Source organism: Microcystis sp. LE19-131.1A (genome assembly GCF_027532015.1).
GTDB lineage: Bacteria > Cyanobacteriota > Cyanobacteriia > Cyanobacteriales > Microcystaceae > Microcystis > Microcystis ichthyoblabe_A.
Map to the genome: position 1 here is coordinate 1 of NZ_JAPZSS010000271.1, position 15,310 is coordinate 15,310.

The following is a 15,310-nucleotide window of genomic DNA, read 5'->3' on the forward strand; positions in this document are numbered from 1 at the left end:
AACCCTTATATAGAAAGACATGGCTGCGATTTTTGCCAATTGTTTTCAATCTAGAACGAGCTAATCAATTAAGTCCCTTGCCAGATAAGGATTTAGCCGATTTCTGCCCCCTGATCGAACCATACCAAGTAACGAAGAACCATTATTTTCTGCTAAAATATCATAACTACTCTAGAAGATCCTTAAAACTCAAATCTGATAACTGATAACTGATAACTGATAACTGATTATGTATTGGTATAATGGCGAATTAATCGAGAATGAGCGAATCAGTCTGGGTATTGATGATATTGGACTGCTTTATGGAGCCACACTCTTTACTACCCTGCGTATCTATCAACAAAGCTTAGATCATCCCCTGACCCATTGGCAAGAACATATCAAACGTCTGCACTCTAGTTTACAAGTTTTCCAATGGTCTGATCCCGATTGGCAGCGAATTCGCCAAGGAGCCGAAAAATTATCCCGATTCTATCCTGTCCTGAGAATCACAATTTTTCCCGATGGTAGGGAGTGGATTAAAGGCAGATTTTTACCCGAAGATTTAAACCTTAGACAAGAGCGGGGAATTATTGGGTGGGTAGTGGATAATCCCGCTTGGCAACGCGTTTTAGGAGAGCATAAAACTGGTAATTATTTAACTCCTTGGTTAGCGTCACAAACTGCTCAAAAAAAAGGAGCAAAAGAGGCGATATTAGTCGATCGATTGGGGAATTGGTTAGAAACTAGCACGGGTAATTTATGGGGATGGAAAGATAATTGCTGGTACAGTCCCCTGCTGACTGCTGATATTTTACCCGGAATCGGGCGCTCGGCTTTGATCGGCTGGTTAAAAAAACAAAATATTTCCCTGCAAGAAAATCTCTGGACCCCGGAATTTGTCGGGACTTTACAGGCGATCGCCTATAGTAATTCCTTGGTAGAAATTATCCCTTTTAATTCTATTCTTGGCTCGGATATAGAGATAAATACAGCTATTTATAGAGAAATTTTACCAGATTTACAGCAATATTTTTTTAGTCAATTTGAGAATAAATAAGGGTGTGTACTAGAGGCTAACACACCCAAAATCCAGAAATAATGCCGCTTAAGCTTTAAAATTCTCGCTCGGAATTAGCCTCACTATCGCGTTTAGAACCAAGTAAATCTAATTGATCGACGAGAATCACCGGTTTAGAACGAGCTAATCCCGTGTTTTTATCATTCCAGGTATCCATTTTTAAAGAACCCTTAATCCCGATTAAACCGCCTTTTTTCACATAATTAGCGGCCACTTCCGCCGTTTTACCCCAAATTTCCAGATCGAACCAATCTGGCTGATCGCTATTTTTCGAGCGACGATTAACCGCTAAAGTTAAAGTACATAAAACCTTACCCGACTCGAAATACTTGGTTTCCGGGTCTTTCCCCGCTCGTCCCACCAAATGAACCAGATTTACACTCATGGTCTTAAATCCTCAATTTAGTACAATAGTATGTTCATTTTAGCCTGAAACCTTAGCCTTGACCGGTGGCTAGGGAGAAAATTAGGCCAAAGACCTGGGTAAATCTGGAGAGAAAGAAGCGATAATTAACTAGACTTGAGAAACAAAACCTAATAAAATCCAAGTCGATTCGATCGAAAGTCTAGCTATAGCAACGTTTTATTGATCAGAACAGGAGTGAAAACAAGTGGGTTTTTTTAGAGGACTAGGTTTATCAAGGGACATAGGTATAGACTTGGGTACAGCAAACACCCTCGTCTATGTATCAGGGAAAGGTATCGTTTTAGAGGAACCATCGGTAGTAGCGATCGATCAAGATCGTAACCCAGTCGCTGTCGGGGAGGAGGCCAAAAAAATGCTCGGTCGCACTCCGGGCCATGTCACCGCTCTGCGACCCCTGCGCGATGGGGTAATCGCCGATTTTTACAGTTGCGAGATCATGTTAGCGGAATTCATCAAACGAGCGCTCGATGGCACGATTGGCAATCCCCGCATGGTAATCGGTGTTCCTAGTGGGATTACTGGAGTAGAAAGACGCGCGGTGGTGGATGCGGCCAAAAATGCCGGCTCCCGAGAAGTGGGGTTAATTGATGAACCGATTGCGGCAGCCTTGGGTGCTGGTTTACCCGTCTCGGAAGCGACGGGAAATATGATCATCGATATCGGTGGTGGCACCACGGAAGTGGCGATTCTCAGTCTTGATGGGACCGTGATCAGCGAATCGGTGCGCGTCGCTGGGGATGAACTGACGGACTCAATTATCGCCTATCTGAAAAAAGTCCATAACCTGATTATCGGGGAACGTACAGCCGAAGATATTAAAATTCGCCTTGGTTCAGCTTATCCCTCCCCCGAAGATGAATTTCCTCCTCTGGAAGTGCGGGGATTGCATCTCATGTCCGGTTTACCCCGCACCGTGACCATCAAAGCGGAAGAAGTACGGGAAAGTATGGATGAGCCACTTTCCGTGATCGTTGATGCGATCAAACGTACCCTAGAAAAAACTCCCCCCGAATTAGCTGCCGATATTATCGATCGCGGGATCATGTTAGCGGGAGGAGGTGCTTTATTACGGGGACTCGATCGCCTAGTCAGTCACGAAACCGGTATCGTTACCCATGTCGCTGAAGATCCCCTGCGCTGTGTGGTCAAAGGCACGGGAGAAGTGTTAAAAAATCAGAAACTCTTTGAGCGGATCGTTAATGAAACAACTCGCAATGTCTAAAGGTCACTAGGATCGGTTAGCGGCAAAAGACACGGATTCTCACTCTACACAGTCAAGAGGTTTTTAATCGCTCATGTATTCAGCACGACGAAAATGGACACAGCAGAGATGGCGACTTTTGCTGCTTGCTGCCGCTTTGGGGGGAGCTTGGTACATTCGCACCTATCAAAGTGGGGCGATTTTAGAATTGTATGGTTTATTAACTCGTCCTTTTCAGGGAGAGGAAACTAATCTGCAAGAGCAACTTCTGGCCGATCAACGGGTGCGAGAATTACAAAATCGTTTAAGTGAAGTCGAATATCAAAATCAACAATTAAAAAAACAGCTTGGTTATTATCAAACCCAGAAAAAACCCCTGATTTCTGCTCCAATTATTGGCCGCAGCGCCGATGATTGGTGGCAACAGGTGATTATCGGTCGGGGTAGCACCGATGGTGTGCCAGTGGGTGCTTCGGTGACGGGAATTGGTGGTTTAGTGGGACGGATTACGGAAGTTACCCCCCACACCAGCAAAGTTTTATTGGTCAGTAATTCCCAAAGTCGCATCGGAGCAACGGTGAATCGTAGTCGGGCCATGGGTTTAATTCAAGGTCAGAATTCCCAAGTCGCCACCCTGCGCTTTTTTGAAAAAGCTCCCGATGTCAAACCGGGAGATGTGGTGACAACTTCGGCTTTTAGTAGTCTTTTTTCGCCGGGGTTGCCCATCGGTCGTATAATTTCCCTTAATTTACAGGAAAATCCCGCCCCCACCGCCAAAATTGAATTTACCGCCACCGTGGACAATCTCGAATGGGTGTTCGTTCACCCGCAACCCCAGCAGTGAGAAGGGTAATTATGCTGAAATTAAGCCGTTTATCAGCCCGTTCTCGTTTTATACTGAATATTTTAGTCACTATCGCTTCGTTGCTTCTCTGTACCTTTCTTTCCTTAATGCGGCTACCCGGAATGGAGATTTTAGGCATCGCTCCCAATTGGTTACTGATTTGGTTGGTTAGTTGGAGTCTCAATCGCTCTTGTCTCGATAGTGTGGTGGCCGGATTAGCGATCGGCGCTATTCAAGATAGTCTTACCTCTAATTATCCTTCCCATATCATGGTTTTTGGTCTGATCGGTTTCCTTACTTCCCGTTTACACCGACAACGTTATGTTAAAGAAGAATTGATCGCCGTGGTCTTAATTGTCTTTGTGATGACTTTAATCGCTGATGGTGCGATCGCTTTTCAATACTATCTACAAGGAGGCAAAAATCTCGCTGATCTTTGGTTCGATTATCAACGCATTGGCCTCACTTCTGCTCTGCTTAGTAGTCTCTGGACTCCCCTCCTCTATTACCCTCTCCAGCAATGGTGGCGACAATTTAGCGATCTTTAAGGAGACAGCTTTTTCAGTTATCAGTTATCAGTGAGCAGTGATCAGATTTGAGTTTTCAGTTCACTGATTACTGATTACTGTTCACTGATTACTCACCCTCACCCGCTCAACTAACATGAAATACAAACAAAAACTTAGTCAATTTTTTCATAATCTTGCTAATAAATTAGGAAATTCCAAGCAACCCCCTAAAGTCGATCCTATCGACTCCAAATCTGCGCCAGTTGCTGGGGAAAAGCCAGTAGAAGCCGCTTCCGAAGAGAAAAAGGTTAATTTAGTCTCCCGAACCAGTAGCAAGGCTATAGAGACGTTAAAACCCTTAAAGAACAAATTTACCACCCTGATCGACAATTCTCCCTTACCGCAATGGCGACAACATCCCCGCTTTGGCTTGTACTTGGGAGTAGGATTAGGGGTGACAGGGGGACTTTTGGGGGTAGGTTGGGGCATTTATCGCCTTGAAAGCTCTCTACCGCAAAACATCGCTGATATACAAACATATACTCGTCCTGGCACCTTGACAATTGAAGCCGCTAATGGGGAAATCCTCAAGCAAAATGGCCCTAGCACCTACGAAACCGTGAAAATTGCTCAAGTTCCCCCACTGGTACAGGAGGCCTTTATCGCTAGTGAAGACCGTCGTTTTCGCGAACACGGGGGAGTGGATGGCCAGGGTATTGCTCGCGCTCTCTTTTCTAACCTGAGAGCCGGGGGAGTAGTGGAAGGAGGCAGCACCATCACCCAACAATTGGCCCGGATTGTCTTTTTATCCCAAGAAAGGAGTTTTGATCGCAAATTACGCGAAATGCGTATCGCTCAGAAAATAGAAGATAAATATACAAAAGACCAGATTTTAGAGCGTTATTTTCACCTAGTTTATCTCGGTTCCGGGGCCTACGGTCTTGCCGATGCCGCTTGGTTATATTTCAGTAAACCCGTCGATAAATTAACCCTAGCCGAAGCTGCCACCCTTGCCGGCATTGTTCCCGCTCCTAGTCTCTATTCTCCCCTCGAAAACCCTAAATCTGCCCTAGAACGGCGTAATATCGTCCTCAAAACTATGGCCGAGGTGGGATTTATTACTGCTGCTCAAGCCGAACAAGCGATCGCATCTCCCCTAGGCCTTAAAACCAGTCCCCTAAAACGTCTGCAACGGCAAGCGGCCTATTTTACCGATTATGTGGAAAAAGAACTGCCGCAACTGGTTCCCGCTAAAACCCTAGAAGCGGGGGGATTGGTGGTAAAAACTACCCTTAATCCTCGTTGGCAAAGCGAAGCAGAGGAAGTGGTAGAAAGAGCGGTTTCTCGTTATGGCCAGTGGCAGAACTTCCAACAGGCGGCTTTAGTGGCAATTGACCCCAAAAATGGGCAAATTAAGGCTATGGTCGGGGGAATTGACCACGATAAGAATCAATTCAATCGGGTCACACAAGCAAAACGTCAGCCAGGATCTACTTTTAAACCTTTTGTCTATGCGGCGGCGATTGCGGCGGGGAAATCCCCCTATTCTAGTTATAAAGATGCTCAGTATGTGGTGGATGGTTATAAACCGGAAAACTACGGTGATAGGTATAGCGGCCGCGCGGTGTCCATGCGCGACGCTTTGACTTCTTCCTTGAATGTGGTGGCAGTTCAGGTGTTAGTGGCCGTCGGTTGGAATCCGGTGATTAAATTAGCTCAAGATATGGGGATCCAGTCGAAACTTTTACCCACTTATTCTTTGGCTTTGGGTGCTTCGGAAGTCAATCTTTTAGAATTGACCAGCGCCTACGGGACTTTTGCTAATAATGGTGTGCATCAACCAGTTTACGGTATTAATCAGGTACTCGATCGCAATGGTAAAGTAATTTATCAAGCCAATTTTAAACCAAAAACTGCTCTGAATAAAAACACGGCAGCGACGATGACTTGGATGCTACAGAATGTGGTTAATTCGGGAACGGGAACCCCAGCACAAATCGGTCGTCCGGTGGCAGGAAAAACTGGTACTTCTGATAAAGCTCGCGACCTTTGGTTTGTCGGTTATATTCCCCAATTAGTCACGGGAATTTGGCTCGGTAATGACAATAATAAACCCACCAATGGAGCCAGTACCATGTCCGCTTGGATGTGGCGACAATTTATGTTAGAAGCAATTAAGGATATTCCCTATCAAGGTTTCCCAGAACCGAATTTAGGCAAACGTCCGGTGACATTAAAAGCGGAACCCATTAAACCCCGACGTACCTACTTTACCCAAACTACTAACAATCGTTTAGCCAGCAGCGATGAGGGTTCCCCCACCGAAAGACCTATCCGCAGACGGCGACGGGTTCGGGTAAGTCGTGTGCAAACTATCGTTCGTTCTAATACTAGCGAACCCAGCCAACGCCGTTCTAGTCGTCGGCGTACTAGAGTCGCTCCTACCAGCGCCGCCGCTCCTAGTCCTCAAAATACGGCCCCCGCAGCAGCCGAACCGATTACCGTTCCCGTCAATGTGGCGGCTCCCGAAACTCGTTCGGTTCCCCTACCGGTAACTCCTCCCCCCGATGTGGCTCCTCCCGCACCCCCGGCAGAAAGACGCTGAATCGGCAAAAAAAACCGCAGGATTTGCGGGAGTTACAGTTCCAAAACTGCTCGGTCAAATCTTGGAAAACCATCGGATTTTTGGCGGCGAAACCGGGGAAATTAGCCGAAAGCCTGCCGCTATAATAACTTAAAAGCCGTTTAATGCCGATGACCAGTCTTATTTCCCCCGCTACCATCTCCTCAACTCGTTTAAGTCTCAGCTATCAAGTGGCTATGTCGGAACCGACTTCACACCTCTTTGAAGTCACTCTACAGATTACCGGTTGGCAAGCTCCGATTTTAAACCTAAAAATGCCGGTTTGGACTCCCGGTTCCTATCTAGTGCGGGAATACTCCCGTTTAGTTCAAGATTTTCAAGCTATTAACCTTAACAGTCGCAAAGTTGCTAAAAATCACTGGCAGATTGACAATGGTGACAGTTCCGAAATAACGGTCAAATATCGCGTTTTTGCCCACGATTTAACCGTCAGAACCAACCATCTTGATGATACTCACGGTTACTTCAACGGGGCTGCTTTATTTTTCTATATCCCCGATTATCAAAAACATCCCCTCACCCTGACAATTATCCCCCCCCATGGCGATTGGCGCGTTACCACTGCCTTACAATCTTTACCCGGACAGAAAAACACCTTTCACGTTCCCGATTTCGATACCCTAGTGGACAGTCCTGTGGAAGTGGGGACTCATCAGTTATACGATTTTGTCGTCGAGGGAAAACCCCATCAATTAGCTATCTGGGGACGGGGAAACGCCAATCCTAGTCAAATTATCGCTGATACCACTAAAATTATTCAAACCGAGTCCGCTATGTTCGGTGGACTCCCTTATGATAATTATCTCTTTTTGCTACATCTTTCGGCGGCTGGTTACGGGGGACTAGAACATAAAAATTCCTGTACCCTTAACTATGCGCGTTTGGGATTGCGAGATAAGGATAAATATAATCGTTTTCTGCAATTAGTCGCCCATGAGTTCTTTCATCTCTGGAATATCAAGCGTATTCGCCCAAAAGCTTTAGAAAGCTTCGATTATGATGCAGAAAATTATACTTCTTCCCTCTGGTTTGCCGAAGGAACCACCAGTTATTACGATATGATAATCCCTCTACGGGCGGGAATATACGATAGTAAGACTTTTTTAGAGCTTTTAAGCAAAGAAATAACCCGTTATCTCAATATACCCGGCCGTCTTGTCCAACCGCTAGGCGAATCGAGTTTCGATGCTTGGATAAAACTCTATCGACGGGATAGCAATAGTGATAATAGTCAAATTTCCTACTATCTCAAGGGGGAATTATTGTCGCTGCTTCTGGATTTACTAATTCGCACCCACACCGATAACCGTCGTTCCCTCGATGATGTTTTACGCTCGATGTGGCAACATTTCGGTAAAGAGGAGATTGGTTATACCGATGGGGAATTGCAGGCAATTCTCGAATCGGCTGCGGGAGTGGATTTAAGCGACTTCTACCAGCGTTATATCGACGGTTTGGCAGAATTACCCTTTAATCAATATCTTGAACCCTTTGGACTCTATCTGCGGGGTGTTAGCAATGGGGAGACGATACCTCATCTGGGAATGCGGGTACAGAGTGAAGCGGGTAAAGAAATAATTAAATTTGTCGAGATGGGTTCCCCTTGCCAAAAAGCGGGAATTAATGCTGATGATGAATTATTGGCTATCGATGGATTGCGGGTGACGGCGGAACAGTTAAACGAAAGATTAAAAGACTACCGCGCAGGTGATATTATTCAGATAACAGTCTTTCATCTCGATGAATTGCGAACCCTTGCTGTTCCACTGGCTGCCCCGCAGACGATTCGCTATGAAATTATCAGGGTAGAAAATCCTTCTAATAGCCAGAAACAAAATTTTTCCGCATGGGTAAATCCCGTTTAATTCTTGGTTAAATCAACAAAAAAATGTCTATTACCGCCGAAATTACTTTCCTTCCTCTCGCCTATTTTGAGAATAAATTTATCCCTTTTACTGAGGCAAAATTATCCATTGCTACCCACGCGCTACACTACGGAACTGCCGCTTTCGGTGGTTTACGAGGTACTCCCGACCCTAACAATCCGGGACAGATATTATTATTTAGATTAGAACGTCATTGTCAGCGTTTAAGTCAAAGTGCTAAGTTTCTTAATTACGAGATTCCTGCTGATAAAATCTATCAAATAATTATCGATTTTGTCAAAAATAATCAGTGTCATCGACCTTTTTATATTCGTCCCCTTATCTATAGTTCTGGGTTGGGAATTGCCCCGCGATTGCATGGTATCGAGAAGGATTTTCTAGTCTATGGTCTAGAAATGGATGATTATTTAGCAGCCGATGGGGTTAATTGTCGGATTAGTTCTTGGTATCGTCAAGAGGATAGAAGTTTCCCGTTGCGAGGTAAAATTAGCGCCGCTTATATCACTTCTGCTTTAGCAAAAACGGAAGCGGTAGAATCCGGGTTTGATGAGGCAATTTTAATGAATTCTCAGGGTAAAGTCTGTGAAGCGACGGGAATGAATATTTTTATCATCAGAAATGGTCAGCTAATTACTCCTAGTTTTGACCAAGATATTCTAGAGGGTATTACTAGAGATAGTGTTTTAACTATTGCGCGGGATTTCGGTATTCCAGTGATTGAAAGACCTGTAGATAAGACGGAGTTATTTATCGCTGATGAGGTGTTTTTAAGTGGCACTGCGGCGAAAATTACTCCGATTAAAAAGATTGAAACTTTTTCTTTACCCGCGGCTAAACCGATTACTTATCAGTTAAAAGAAAAGTTAAGTTCTATCGTTCTCAATCAGGAACCAAAGTATCAAGATTGGATTACTAAAGTTCCTTTATAGTTAGGGAACTTTACTTGATTTTTCCTTGAGATGCGTCAAATAATGGCACCTCTCAAGGAACCCTGAAATAAACAGAATTTATCTATTTTTCGGTTTGATTCCTTCCTGTATGTAGGGTATAGTTTTCTTAGGATCAATCTTCAGCACGGGTTTCTTCCCTGTTGCTATTTTTTCTTTTTGATTGTCGCTTTCTTGCTGATTTTGACTATTATCAGTTGTATGTTCCATAGTAGAGCAAATAAGTATGATTATACCTTAAACTCTCTCAAAGTTGTCAAGAATAGTATTAATCAACTAAATACAAAACTTACTTTGATTCTGACTATTAGTTTATTGCTGTTTTGGTTAATTGTAGCCGAGATTTACCTGCTTATCTAGTTTCCATTTATTCTTGGGTGAAGCTGTCCGGCATTTAAACTATGTCTTGGAAATTTTATTACCAATGCTCAAACTGTCAAACTAGGGATGAATTTCTGGTATCGCTGGTCACTGAAATAGGTACAATAAACATTGGCTCGTTTTCATAGAGAACTTAGAATGACGCAAAATAATCCCCTAGAGTTGATTGAGAAGTTAGAAACAGGAATCCCCGGCTTTGATTTTCTTTCGGAAGGGGGATTGCCGAAAGGAAGAGCAACTTTGATAGCGGGGACGGCAGGAAGTGCTAAAACGGTCTTTGCCTGTCAATTTCTCGCAGAAGGCATCAAAAATGGAGAAAATGGCGTTTTTGTCACCTTTGAGGAGCCACCCCACGCACTCAGAAAAAATATGGGTGGTTTTGGTTGGAATATCCGGCAGTGGGAGGAGAATCGCCAGTGGGCCTTTGTCGATGCTTCCCCCCAACCAGAAGAAAAGCCGATGGTGACAGGAGAATACGACCTAGGCGCATTAATCGCTCGCATTGAGTTTGCTATCCGCAAAAATAAAGCCAAACGGGTGTCTATGGATTCTTTAGGCGCAATTTTTAGCCATTTAAGTGACAGCGCTCAAGTGAGAAGTGATCTTTTTCGTCTGGCAACCGCTTTGCGAGAATTGGAAGTAACAGCGATTATGACCGCGGAAAGAACCCAAGAATATGGCGAAATCAGTCGTTATGGGGTGGAGGAGTTTGTGGCCGATAATGTGGTGATTTTACGCAACGTTTTAACCGATGAGAAAAGAAGAAGGACGATCGAAATTTTAAAATATCGCGGAACCGATCACCAAAAAGGAGAATTTCCTTTTACAATTATTCCCAATAAAGGGGCCGTGATTATTCCTTTATCAGCTATTGAATTAGAACAAAAATCCTCTAATATTCGTATTACTTCCGGCAGCCTGGAACTCGATAGAATGTGTGGGGGTGGTTTCTTCCGCGATTCGGTTATTTTGGTTTCGGGAGCCACAGGAACAGGAAAAACCCTGATGGTGACAGAATTTATGGCTGGGGGAGTAACCAATGGGGAAAGATGTTTAATTTTTGCCTTCGAGGAAAGTCGAGAACAGTTATTTAGAAATGCTACCGGTTGGGGTGTGGATTATGACCGCATGGAAAAGGAAGGTAAATTAAAGGTAGTCTGCCGTTATCCCGAAACTACGGGTTTAGAAAATCATTTAATTATGATGAAGGAAATTATCGAGGAGTTTCAACCTAATCGAGTGGCAGTAGATAGTTTATCTGCTTTAGAAAGGGTTTCTAATCTGAAAGGATTTCGGGAATTTATTATCGGTTTGACTTCTTTTATTAAGCAAAAAGAGGTGGGAGGATTATTTACTTCCACCACTCCCACTTTATTAGGAGGTTCCTCGATTACGGAAGCGCATATTTCTACAATTACCGATTCAATTATTCTGCTGCGTTATGTGGAAATGTATGGAGAAATGCGCCGCGGTATCACTGTTTTAAAAATGCGCGGTTCTATGCACGATAAGGATATTCGTGAGTTTTCGATCGATCATCAAGGTATGCACATTGGTCAACCTTTCCGCAATGTTACCGGAATTCTGGCCGGAACTCCTATGTACACAGCACAAACAGAAGTAGAACGTTTGAGTGGATTATTTGAGGATCGTAGTTAAAATATAGCAGCATTTGCTAATCGTGCGTCGGTTGTTAGCTTTTTTCTCCCTATCTCCTTCTTGCTTTCTTGATATGTCTAAAAACTTTTGGTTGATTTTTCTAGGTCTTTTACTGATAAATAATCTACATTTATCAGTCTTAGCAGAAACAGTTTTACAAAGAATTGCTCGCACGGGAGAATTAAAAGCGGCAGCCAGAAAAGACGCTACTCCCTTTAGTTATATCGATGAGAAAACGGGACAATGGACAGGTTACGGAGTGGAATTAATGCGCTTAGTCCAACGTCGATTAGCACAAGAATTAGGTAAACCGATTACAATAACCTTTACAGAAGCGACGACTAATAATCGTTTTCAGCAAGTGGAACAGGGACAAGTAGATTTATCCTGTAATGCGGCAACAATTACGGAAGAAAGACTAGAAAAGGTTAATTTTTCTACTCCCTATTTTATGACAGGAGCGCAATTTCTAACTAAAAGAGAAAATGCTGATAAAATAGATATTAATAACACTTTAGCGGCGGTTGCGATCGCCTACATTCCCCACACCACCACCGATAGTATTATTCGTTATATCTATCCTCTGGCTAATTGGCAAGCTGTCAGCGATCGAAGTGAGGCAGTGGCAAAATTACAAAGGGGAGAAGTAAACGCAGTGGTTAGTGATGGAATTCTTCTACTGGGGGAAATCGTTAAACAAGGACATGATCCGCGACAATTTGTGCTACTACCCCGTCAACCGATTACCACCGAACTTTATGGCTGCATCTTACCCAAAAACGATCCTGAATGGAAAAAATTTGTTGATACTGTTGTTGGCAGCAATGATAACCAGAAACTGCGAGAACAATGGTTTAATTTAGAAGAAAGTTCTTTCCCCTATAGGATTCTCAATCAACCCTAAAAATAGACTGTGATTGCTGAAAATTAAAAGTCAGTAAATTCTAGTTTTTTTGCTTTTTACTTGTTACTTTTTCCTGAAAAATTATGTCTTTTGTCGGTTTACATATTCACAGTGATTATAGCTTACTTGATGGTGCTTCCCAATTACCGGCACTAATTGATCGAGCGATCGAATTAGGACAACCAGCGATCGCTTTAACCGATCATGGAGTCATGTATGGTGCGATCGAATTAATTAAAACCTGTCGTAATAAGGGAATAAAACCAATTATTGGCAACGAAATGTATGTAGTTAATGGCGATATTGAAGTCAATCTTCGCCACCGAAAATATCATCAAGTTGTTTTAGCCAAAAACACCCAAGGCTATAAAAATCTGGTTAAATTAACTACTATTTCTAATCTGAAAGGTATTCAAGGTAAAGGCATTTTTGCTCGTCCTTGTATCAATAAAGAGTTACTCCAACAATATCACGAAGGATTAATAGTTACCAGTGCTTGCTTGGGTGGAGAGATTCCCCAAGCAATTTTAGCTAATAATAGGAAATTGGCTAAGGAAACTGCTAAATGGTATAAAAAACTTGTTGGTGATGATTTTTATTTAGAAATTCAAGACCACGGTTCTAAAGAAGATCGGATTGTCAATGTAGAAATAGTTAAAATTGCTAAAGAATTAGGAATTAAAGTAGTTGCTACTAACGATTCTCACTTTATTTCCTGTTACGATGTAGAGGCACACGATGCCTTACTTTGTATTCAAACTGCCAAGTTAATTACTGAAGATAAACGCCTCCGTTATAGCGGAACAGAATACTTAAAATCTGCTGATGAAATGCGTTTACTTTTCCGTGATCATCTGCCAGAAGATGTGATTGAAGAAGCGATTAATAACACCTTAGAAGTAGCAGAAAAAGTCGAACCTTATAACATATTTAATGAACCAAGACTACCTAACTATCCAGTTCCTGCGGGACATACTGCTGATAGTTATGTAGAAGAAATTGCTTGGTTAGGATTACTAGAAAGATTAAAATGTCCTTCTCGTCACGAAATTGAACCTGTTTACAAAGAAAGACTTGAATACGAATTAAAAATGTTACAGAAAATGGGATTTTCTACCTATTTTCTCGTCGTTTGGGACTATATAAAATATGCTAGAGATCATGATATTCCCGTCGGTCCAGGACGCGGTTCTGCCGCGGGTTCTTTGGTAGCATATTCTTTAAAAATAACTAATATTGATCCCGTTCATCACGGTTTATTATTTGAGCGTTTTCTCAATCCTGAACGAAAATCTATGCCTGATATTGATACGGATTTCTGTATCGAGAGACGGGATGAAATGATCCAATACGTCACGGAAAAATACGGGGAGGCTAATGTTGCCCAAATCATTACTTTTAACCGCATGACATCAAAAGCTGTCTTAAAAGATGTGGCGCGGGTGTTAGATATTCCCTACGCCGAATCGGATAAAATGGCGAAAATGATTCCCGTTTCTCGCGGTAAACCCACACCTTTAAAAGTGATGATTTCCGATGAAACTCCCGAACCAGCATTTAAAGAAAGATACGATACGGAACCCCATGTGCGTCATTGGTTAGATATGGCAATTCGTATCGAAGGTACTAACAAAACCTTCGGAGTTCATGCTGCGGGAGTCGTCATTTCTTCCCAACCTTTAGATGAAGTGGTTCCCCTCCAGAAAAATAATGATGGTGCGGTAATTACCCAATATTTCATGGAGGATTTAGAATCATTGGGATTGTTAAAAATGGACTTTTTAGGGTTAAGAAATTTAACTACTTTGAAAAAAACCGCCGATTTAATTAAACAAAATCAGGGCATAGAAATTGATCTGGATCAATTGCCTTTAGATGAAAGAAAAGCCCTGCAAATTCGGGCTAAAGGGGAACATAAAAAACTACCTCCCGATATTCTCAAAACCCACGGATTACTAGAAGAAGGGGATTTAGAAGGTATTTTCCAGTTAGAATCATCGGGGATGAAACAGATAGTTAAAGAGTTAAAACCATCGGGTATTGAGGACATATCTTCAATCTTAGCACTCTATCGCCCCGGACCTTTAGATGCGGGATTAATTCCTCTCTTTATTGGCAGAAAACACGGTAGAGAACCCATTCGTTATGATCATCCTTTATTGGAACCAATTCTTAAGGAAACCTACGCAGTTTTAGTCTATCAAGAACAGATTATGAAAATGGCGCAGGATTTAGCGGGTTATTCCCTAGGAGAAGCGGATCTATTGCGTCGGGCAATGGGTAAGAAAAAAGCCTCCGAAATGCAGAAACAAAGGGAGATGTTTATCGATGGTGCTGCTAAAAATGGTGTGGAAAAAAGAATCGCTGAAAATCTCTTTGAACAGATGGTAAATTTTGCCGAATATTGTCTAGGAGGTGAGACGTTAATTTTAACTGAGGAATACGGATTATTACCAATTGCTAAAATTGTGAGCGAAGAAATTAACTGCACTGTTTATACTGTTGACCAAAATGGTTTTGTTTATAGTCAACCAATCTCTCAATGGCACGAGCGAGGTTTACAAGAAGTCTTTGAATATACCCTAGAAAATGGCCAAACTATCCAAGCAACCAAAGATCATAAATTTATGACTAGCGACGGAGAAATGTTAGCCATAGATACAATATTTGAGCGCGGTTTAGATTTAAAATCCTCTGATTTTTCCTAAAAACCAAACCCCCCAATCTTGTGGGATTGAGGGGTAGGAAAGAATAATCCTGGCATCGAGCTATTGTCCCGGTCGGCAACCCGACAAGTATCTTGGCCACGGTGAAGTTTCACAACCGAGTTCGGGATGGAATCGGAGTG

At 42.8% G+C, this 15,310-nt stretch carries 12 protein-coding genes; 11 read left to right on the forward strand and 1 reads right to left on the reverse strand.

From position 1 onward, the window contains the following. Both O9323_RS19085 and O9323_RS19090 read left to right on the forward strand, forming a co-directional pair. Positions 1-206 (forward strand): hypothetical protein (locus tag O9323_RS19085; protein WP_272071955.1); only part of this gene is annotated, 206 nt, incomplete at its 5' end. A 23-nt stretch (positions 207-229) separates the two neighbouring features. Continuing rightward, the gene (locus tag O9323_RS19090; RefSeq protein WP_287233359.1) at positions 230-1,039 is read left to right on the forward strand and encodes an aminotransferase class IV; all 810 of its coding nucleotides are present in this window, start codon (positions 230-232) and stop codon (positions 1,037-1,039) included. 55 nt (positions 1,040-1,094) lie between these two features. Here O9323_RS19090 and O9323_RS19095 read toward each other — a convergent pair whose 3' ends face one another. After that, positions 1,095-1,445 carry a single-stranded DNA-binding protein gene (locus O9323_RS19095; RefSeq protein WP_149107747.1) on the reverse strand — a complete coding sequence of 117 codons (351 nt, stop codon included), beginning with the start codon at positions 1,443-1,445 and terminating at the stop codon, positions 1,095-1,097. Positions 1,446-1,671: 226 nt separating this feature from the next. On the opposite strand from O9323_RS19095, the gene O9323_RS19100 reads away from it, so the two are divergent. From O9323_RS19100 to O9323_RS19140, 9 genes are all read left to right on the forward strand, one after another. Continuing rightward, the gene (locus O9323_RS19100; protein WP_149107746.1) at positions 1,672-2,709 is read left to right on the forward strand and encodes a rod shape-determining protein; all 1,038 of its coding nucleotides are present in this window, start codon (positions 1,672-1,674) and stop codon (positions 2,707-2,709) included. 73 nt (positions 2,710-2,782) lie between these two features. Further along, positions 2,783-3,532 (forward strand): rod shape-determining protein MreC, encoded by a 750-nt coding sequence (gene mreC / locus O9323_RS19105; protein WP_288125589.1) that lies wholly within the window; start codon positions 2,783-2,785, stop codon positions 3,530-3,532. Next, on the forward strand, positions 3,499-4,080 hold the full coding sequence (gene mreD / locus O9323_RS19110; RefSeq protein WP_016514779.1) for a rod shape-determining protein MreD: 582 nt from the start codon (positions 3,499-3,501) through the stop codon (positions 4,078-4,080). Before mreC ends, mreD begins: the two co-directional genes overlap by 34 nt. A 115-nt stretch (positions 4,081-4,195) precedes the next feature. Beyond that, a complete protein-coding gene (locus O9323_RS19115) occupies positions 4,196-6,646 on the forward strand; it encodes a transglycosylase domain-containing protein (RefSeq protein WP_288125590.1) in 2,451 nt (816 codons plus the stop codon). Positions 6,647-6,789: 143 nt separating this feature from the next. Continuing rightward, the gene (locus O9323_RS19120; RefSeq protein ID WP_149106450.1) at positions 6,790-8,550 is read left to right on the forward strand and encodes a M61 family metallopeptidase; all 1,761 of its coding nucleotides are present in this window, start codon (positions 6,790-6,792) and stop codon (positions 8,548-8,550) included. 23 nt (positions 8,551-8,573) lie between these two features. Beyond that, entirely contained in the window at positions 8,574-9,500 is a 927-nt protein-coding gene (locus O9323_RS19125) for a branched-chain amino acid transaminase (protein WP_149106449.1), read from the forward strand. 537 nt (positions 9,501-10,037) lie between these two features. After that, complete coding sequence (gene kaiC / locus O9323_RS19130) at positions 10,038-11,558, forward strand: circadian clock protein KaiC (RefSeq protein WP_002744832.1); 1,521 nt, start codon at positions 10,038-10,040, stop codon at positions 11,556-11,558. A 73-nt stretch (positions 11,559-11,631) separates the two neighbouring features. After that, positions 11,632-12,462 carry an amino acid ABC transporter substrate-binding protein gene (locus tag O9323_RS19135; protein ID WP_002751071.1) on the forward strand — a complete coding sequence of 277 codons (831 nt, stop codon included), beginning with the start codon at positions 11,632-11,634 and terminating at the stop codon, positions 12,460-12,462. A gap of 83 nt (positions 12,463-12,545) precedes the next feature. Beyond that, a complete protein-coding gene (locus O9323_RS19140) occupies positions 12,546-15,170 on the forward strand; it encodes a trans-splicing intein-formed DNA polymerase III subunit alpha N-terminal partner DnaE-N (protein WP_043998343.1) in 2,625 nt (874 codons plus the stop codon). Positions 15,171-15,310 lie beyond the last annotated feature (140 nt).

Coding starts and splice junctions, on each gene's coding strand:
- O9323_RS19090 (WP_287233359.1), top strand. CDS start 230: ATGTATTGGTATAATGGCGAATTAATCGAGAATGAGCGAATCAGTCTG.
- O9323_RS19140 (WP_043998343.1), top strand. CDS start 12,546: ATGTCTTTTGTCGGTTTACATATTCACAGTGATTATAGCTTACTTGAT.
- O9323_RS19135 (WP_002751071.1), top strand. CDS start 11,632: ATGTCTAAAAACTTTTGGTTGATTTTTCTAGGTCTTTTACTGATAAAT.
- kaiC (WP_002744832.1), top strand. CDS start 10,038: ATGACGCAAAATAATCCCCTAGAGTTGATTGAGAAGTTAGAAACAGGA.
- mreD (WP_016514779.1), top strand. CDS start 3,499: ATGGGTGTTCGTTCACCCGCAACCCCAGCAGTGAGAAGGGTAATTATG.
- O9323_RS19115 (WP_288125590.1), top strand. CDS start 4,196: ATGAAATACAAACAAAAACTTAGTCAATTTTTTCATAATCTTGCTAAT.
- O9323_RS19125 (WP_149106449.1), top strand. CDS start 8,574: ATGTCTATTACCGCCGAAATTACTTTCCTTCCTCTCGCCTATTTTGAG.
- mreC (WP_288125589.1), top strand. CDS start 2,783: ATGTATTCAGCACGACGAAAATGGACACAGCAGAGATGGCGACTTTTG.
- O9323_RS19095 (WP_149107747.1), bottom strand. CDS start 1,445: ATGAGTGTAAATCTGGTTCATTTGGTGGGACGAGCGGGGAAAGACCCG.
- O9323_RS19120 (WP_149106450.1), top strand. CDS start 6,790: ATGCCGATGACCAGTCTTATTTCCCCCGCTACCATCTCCTCAACTCGT.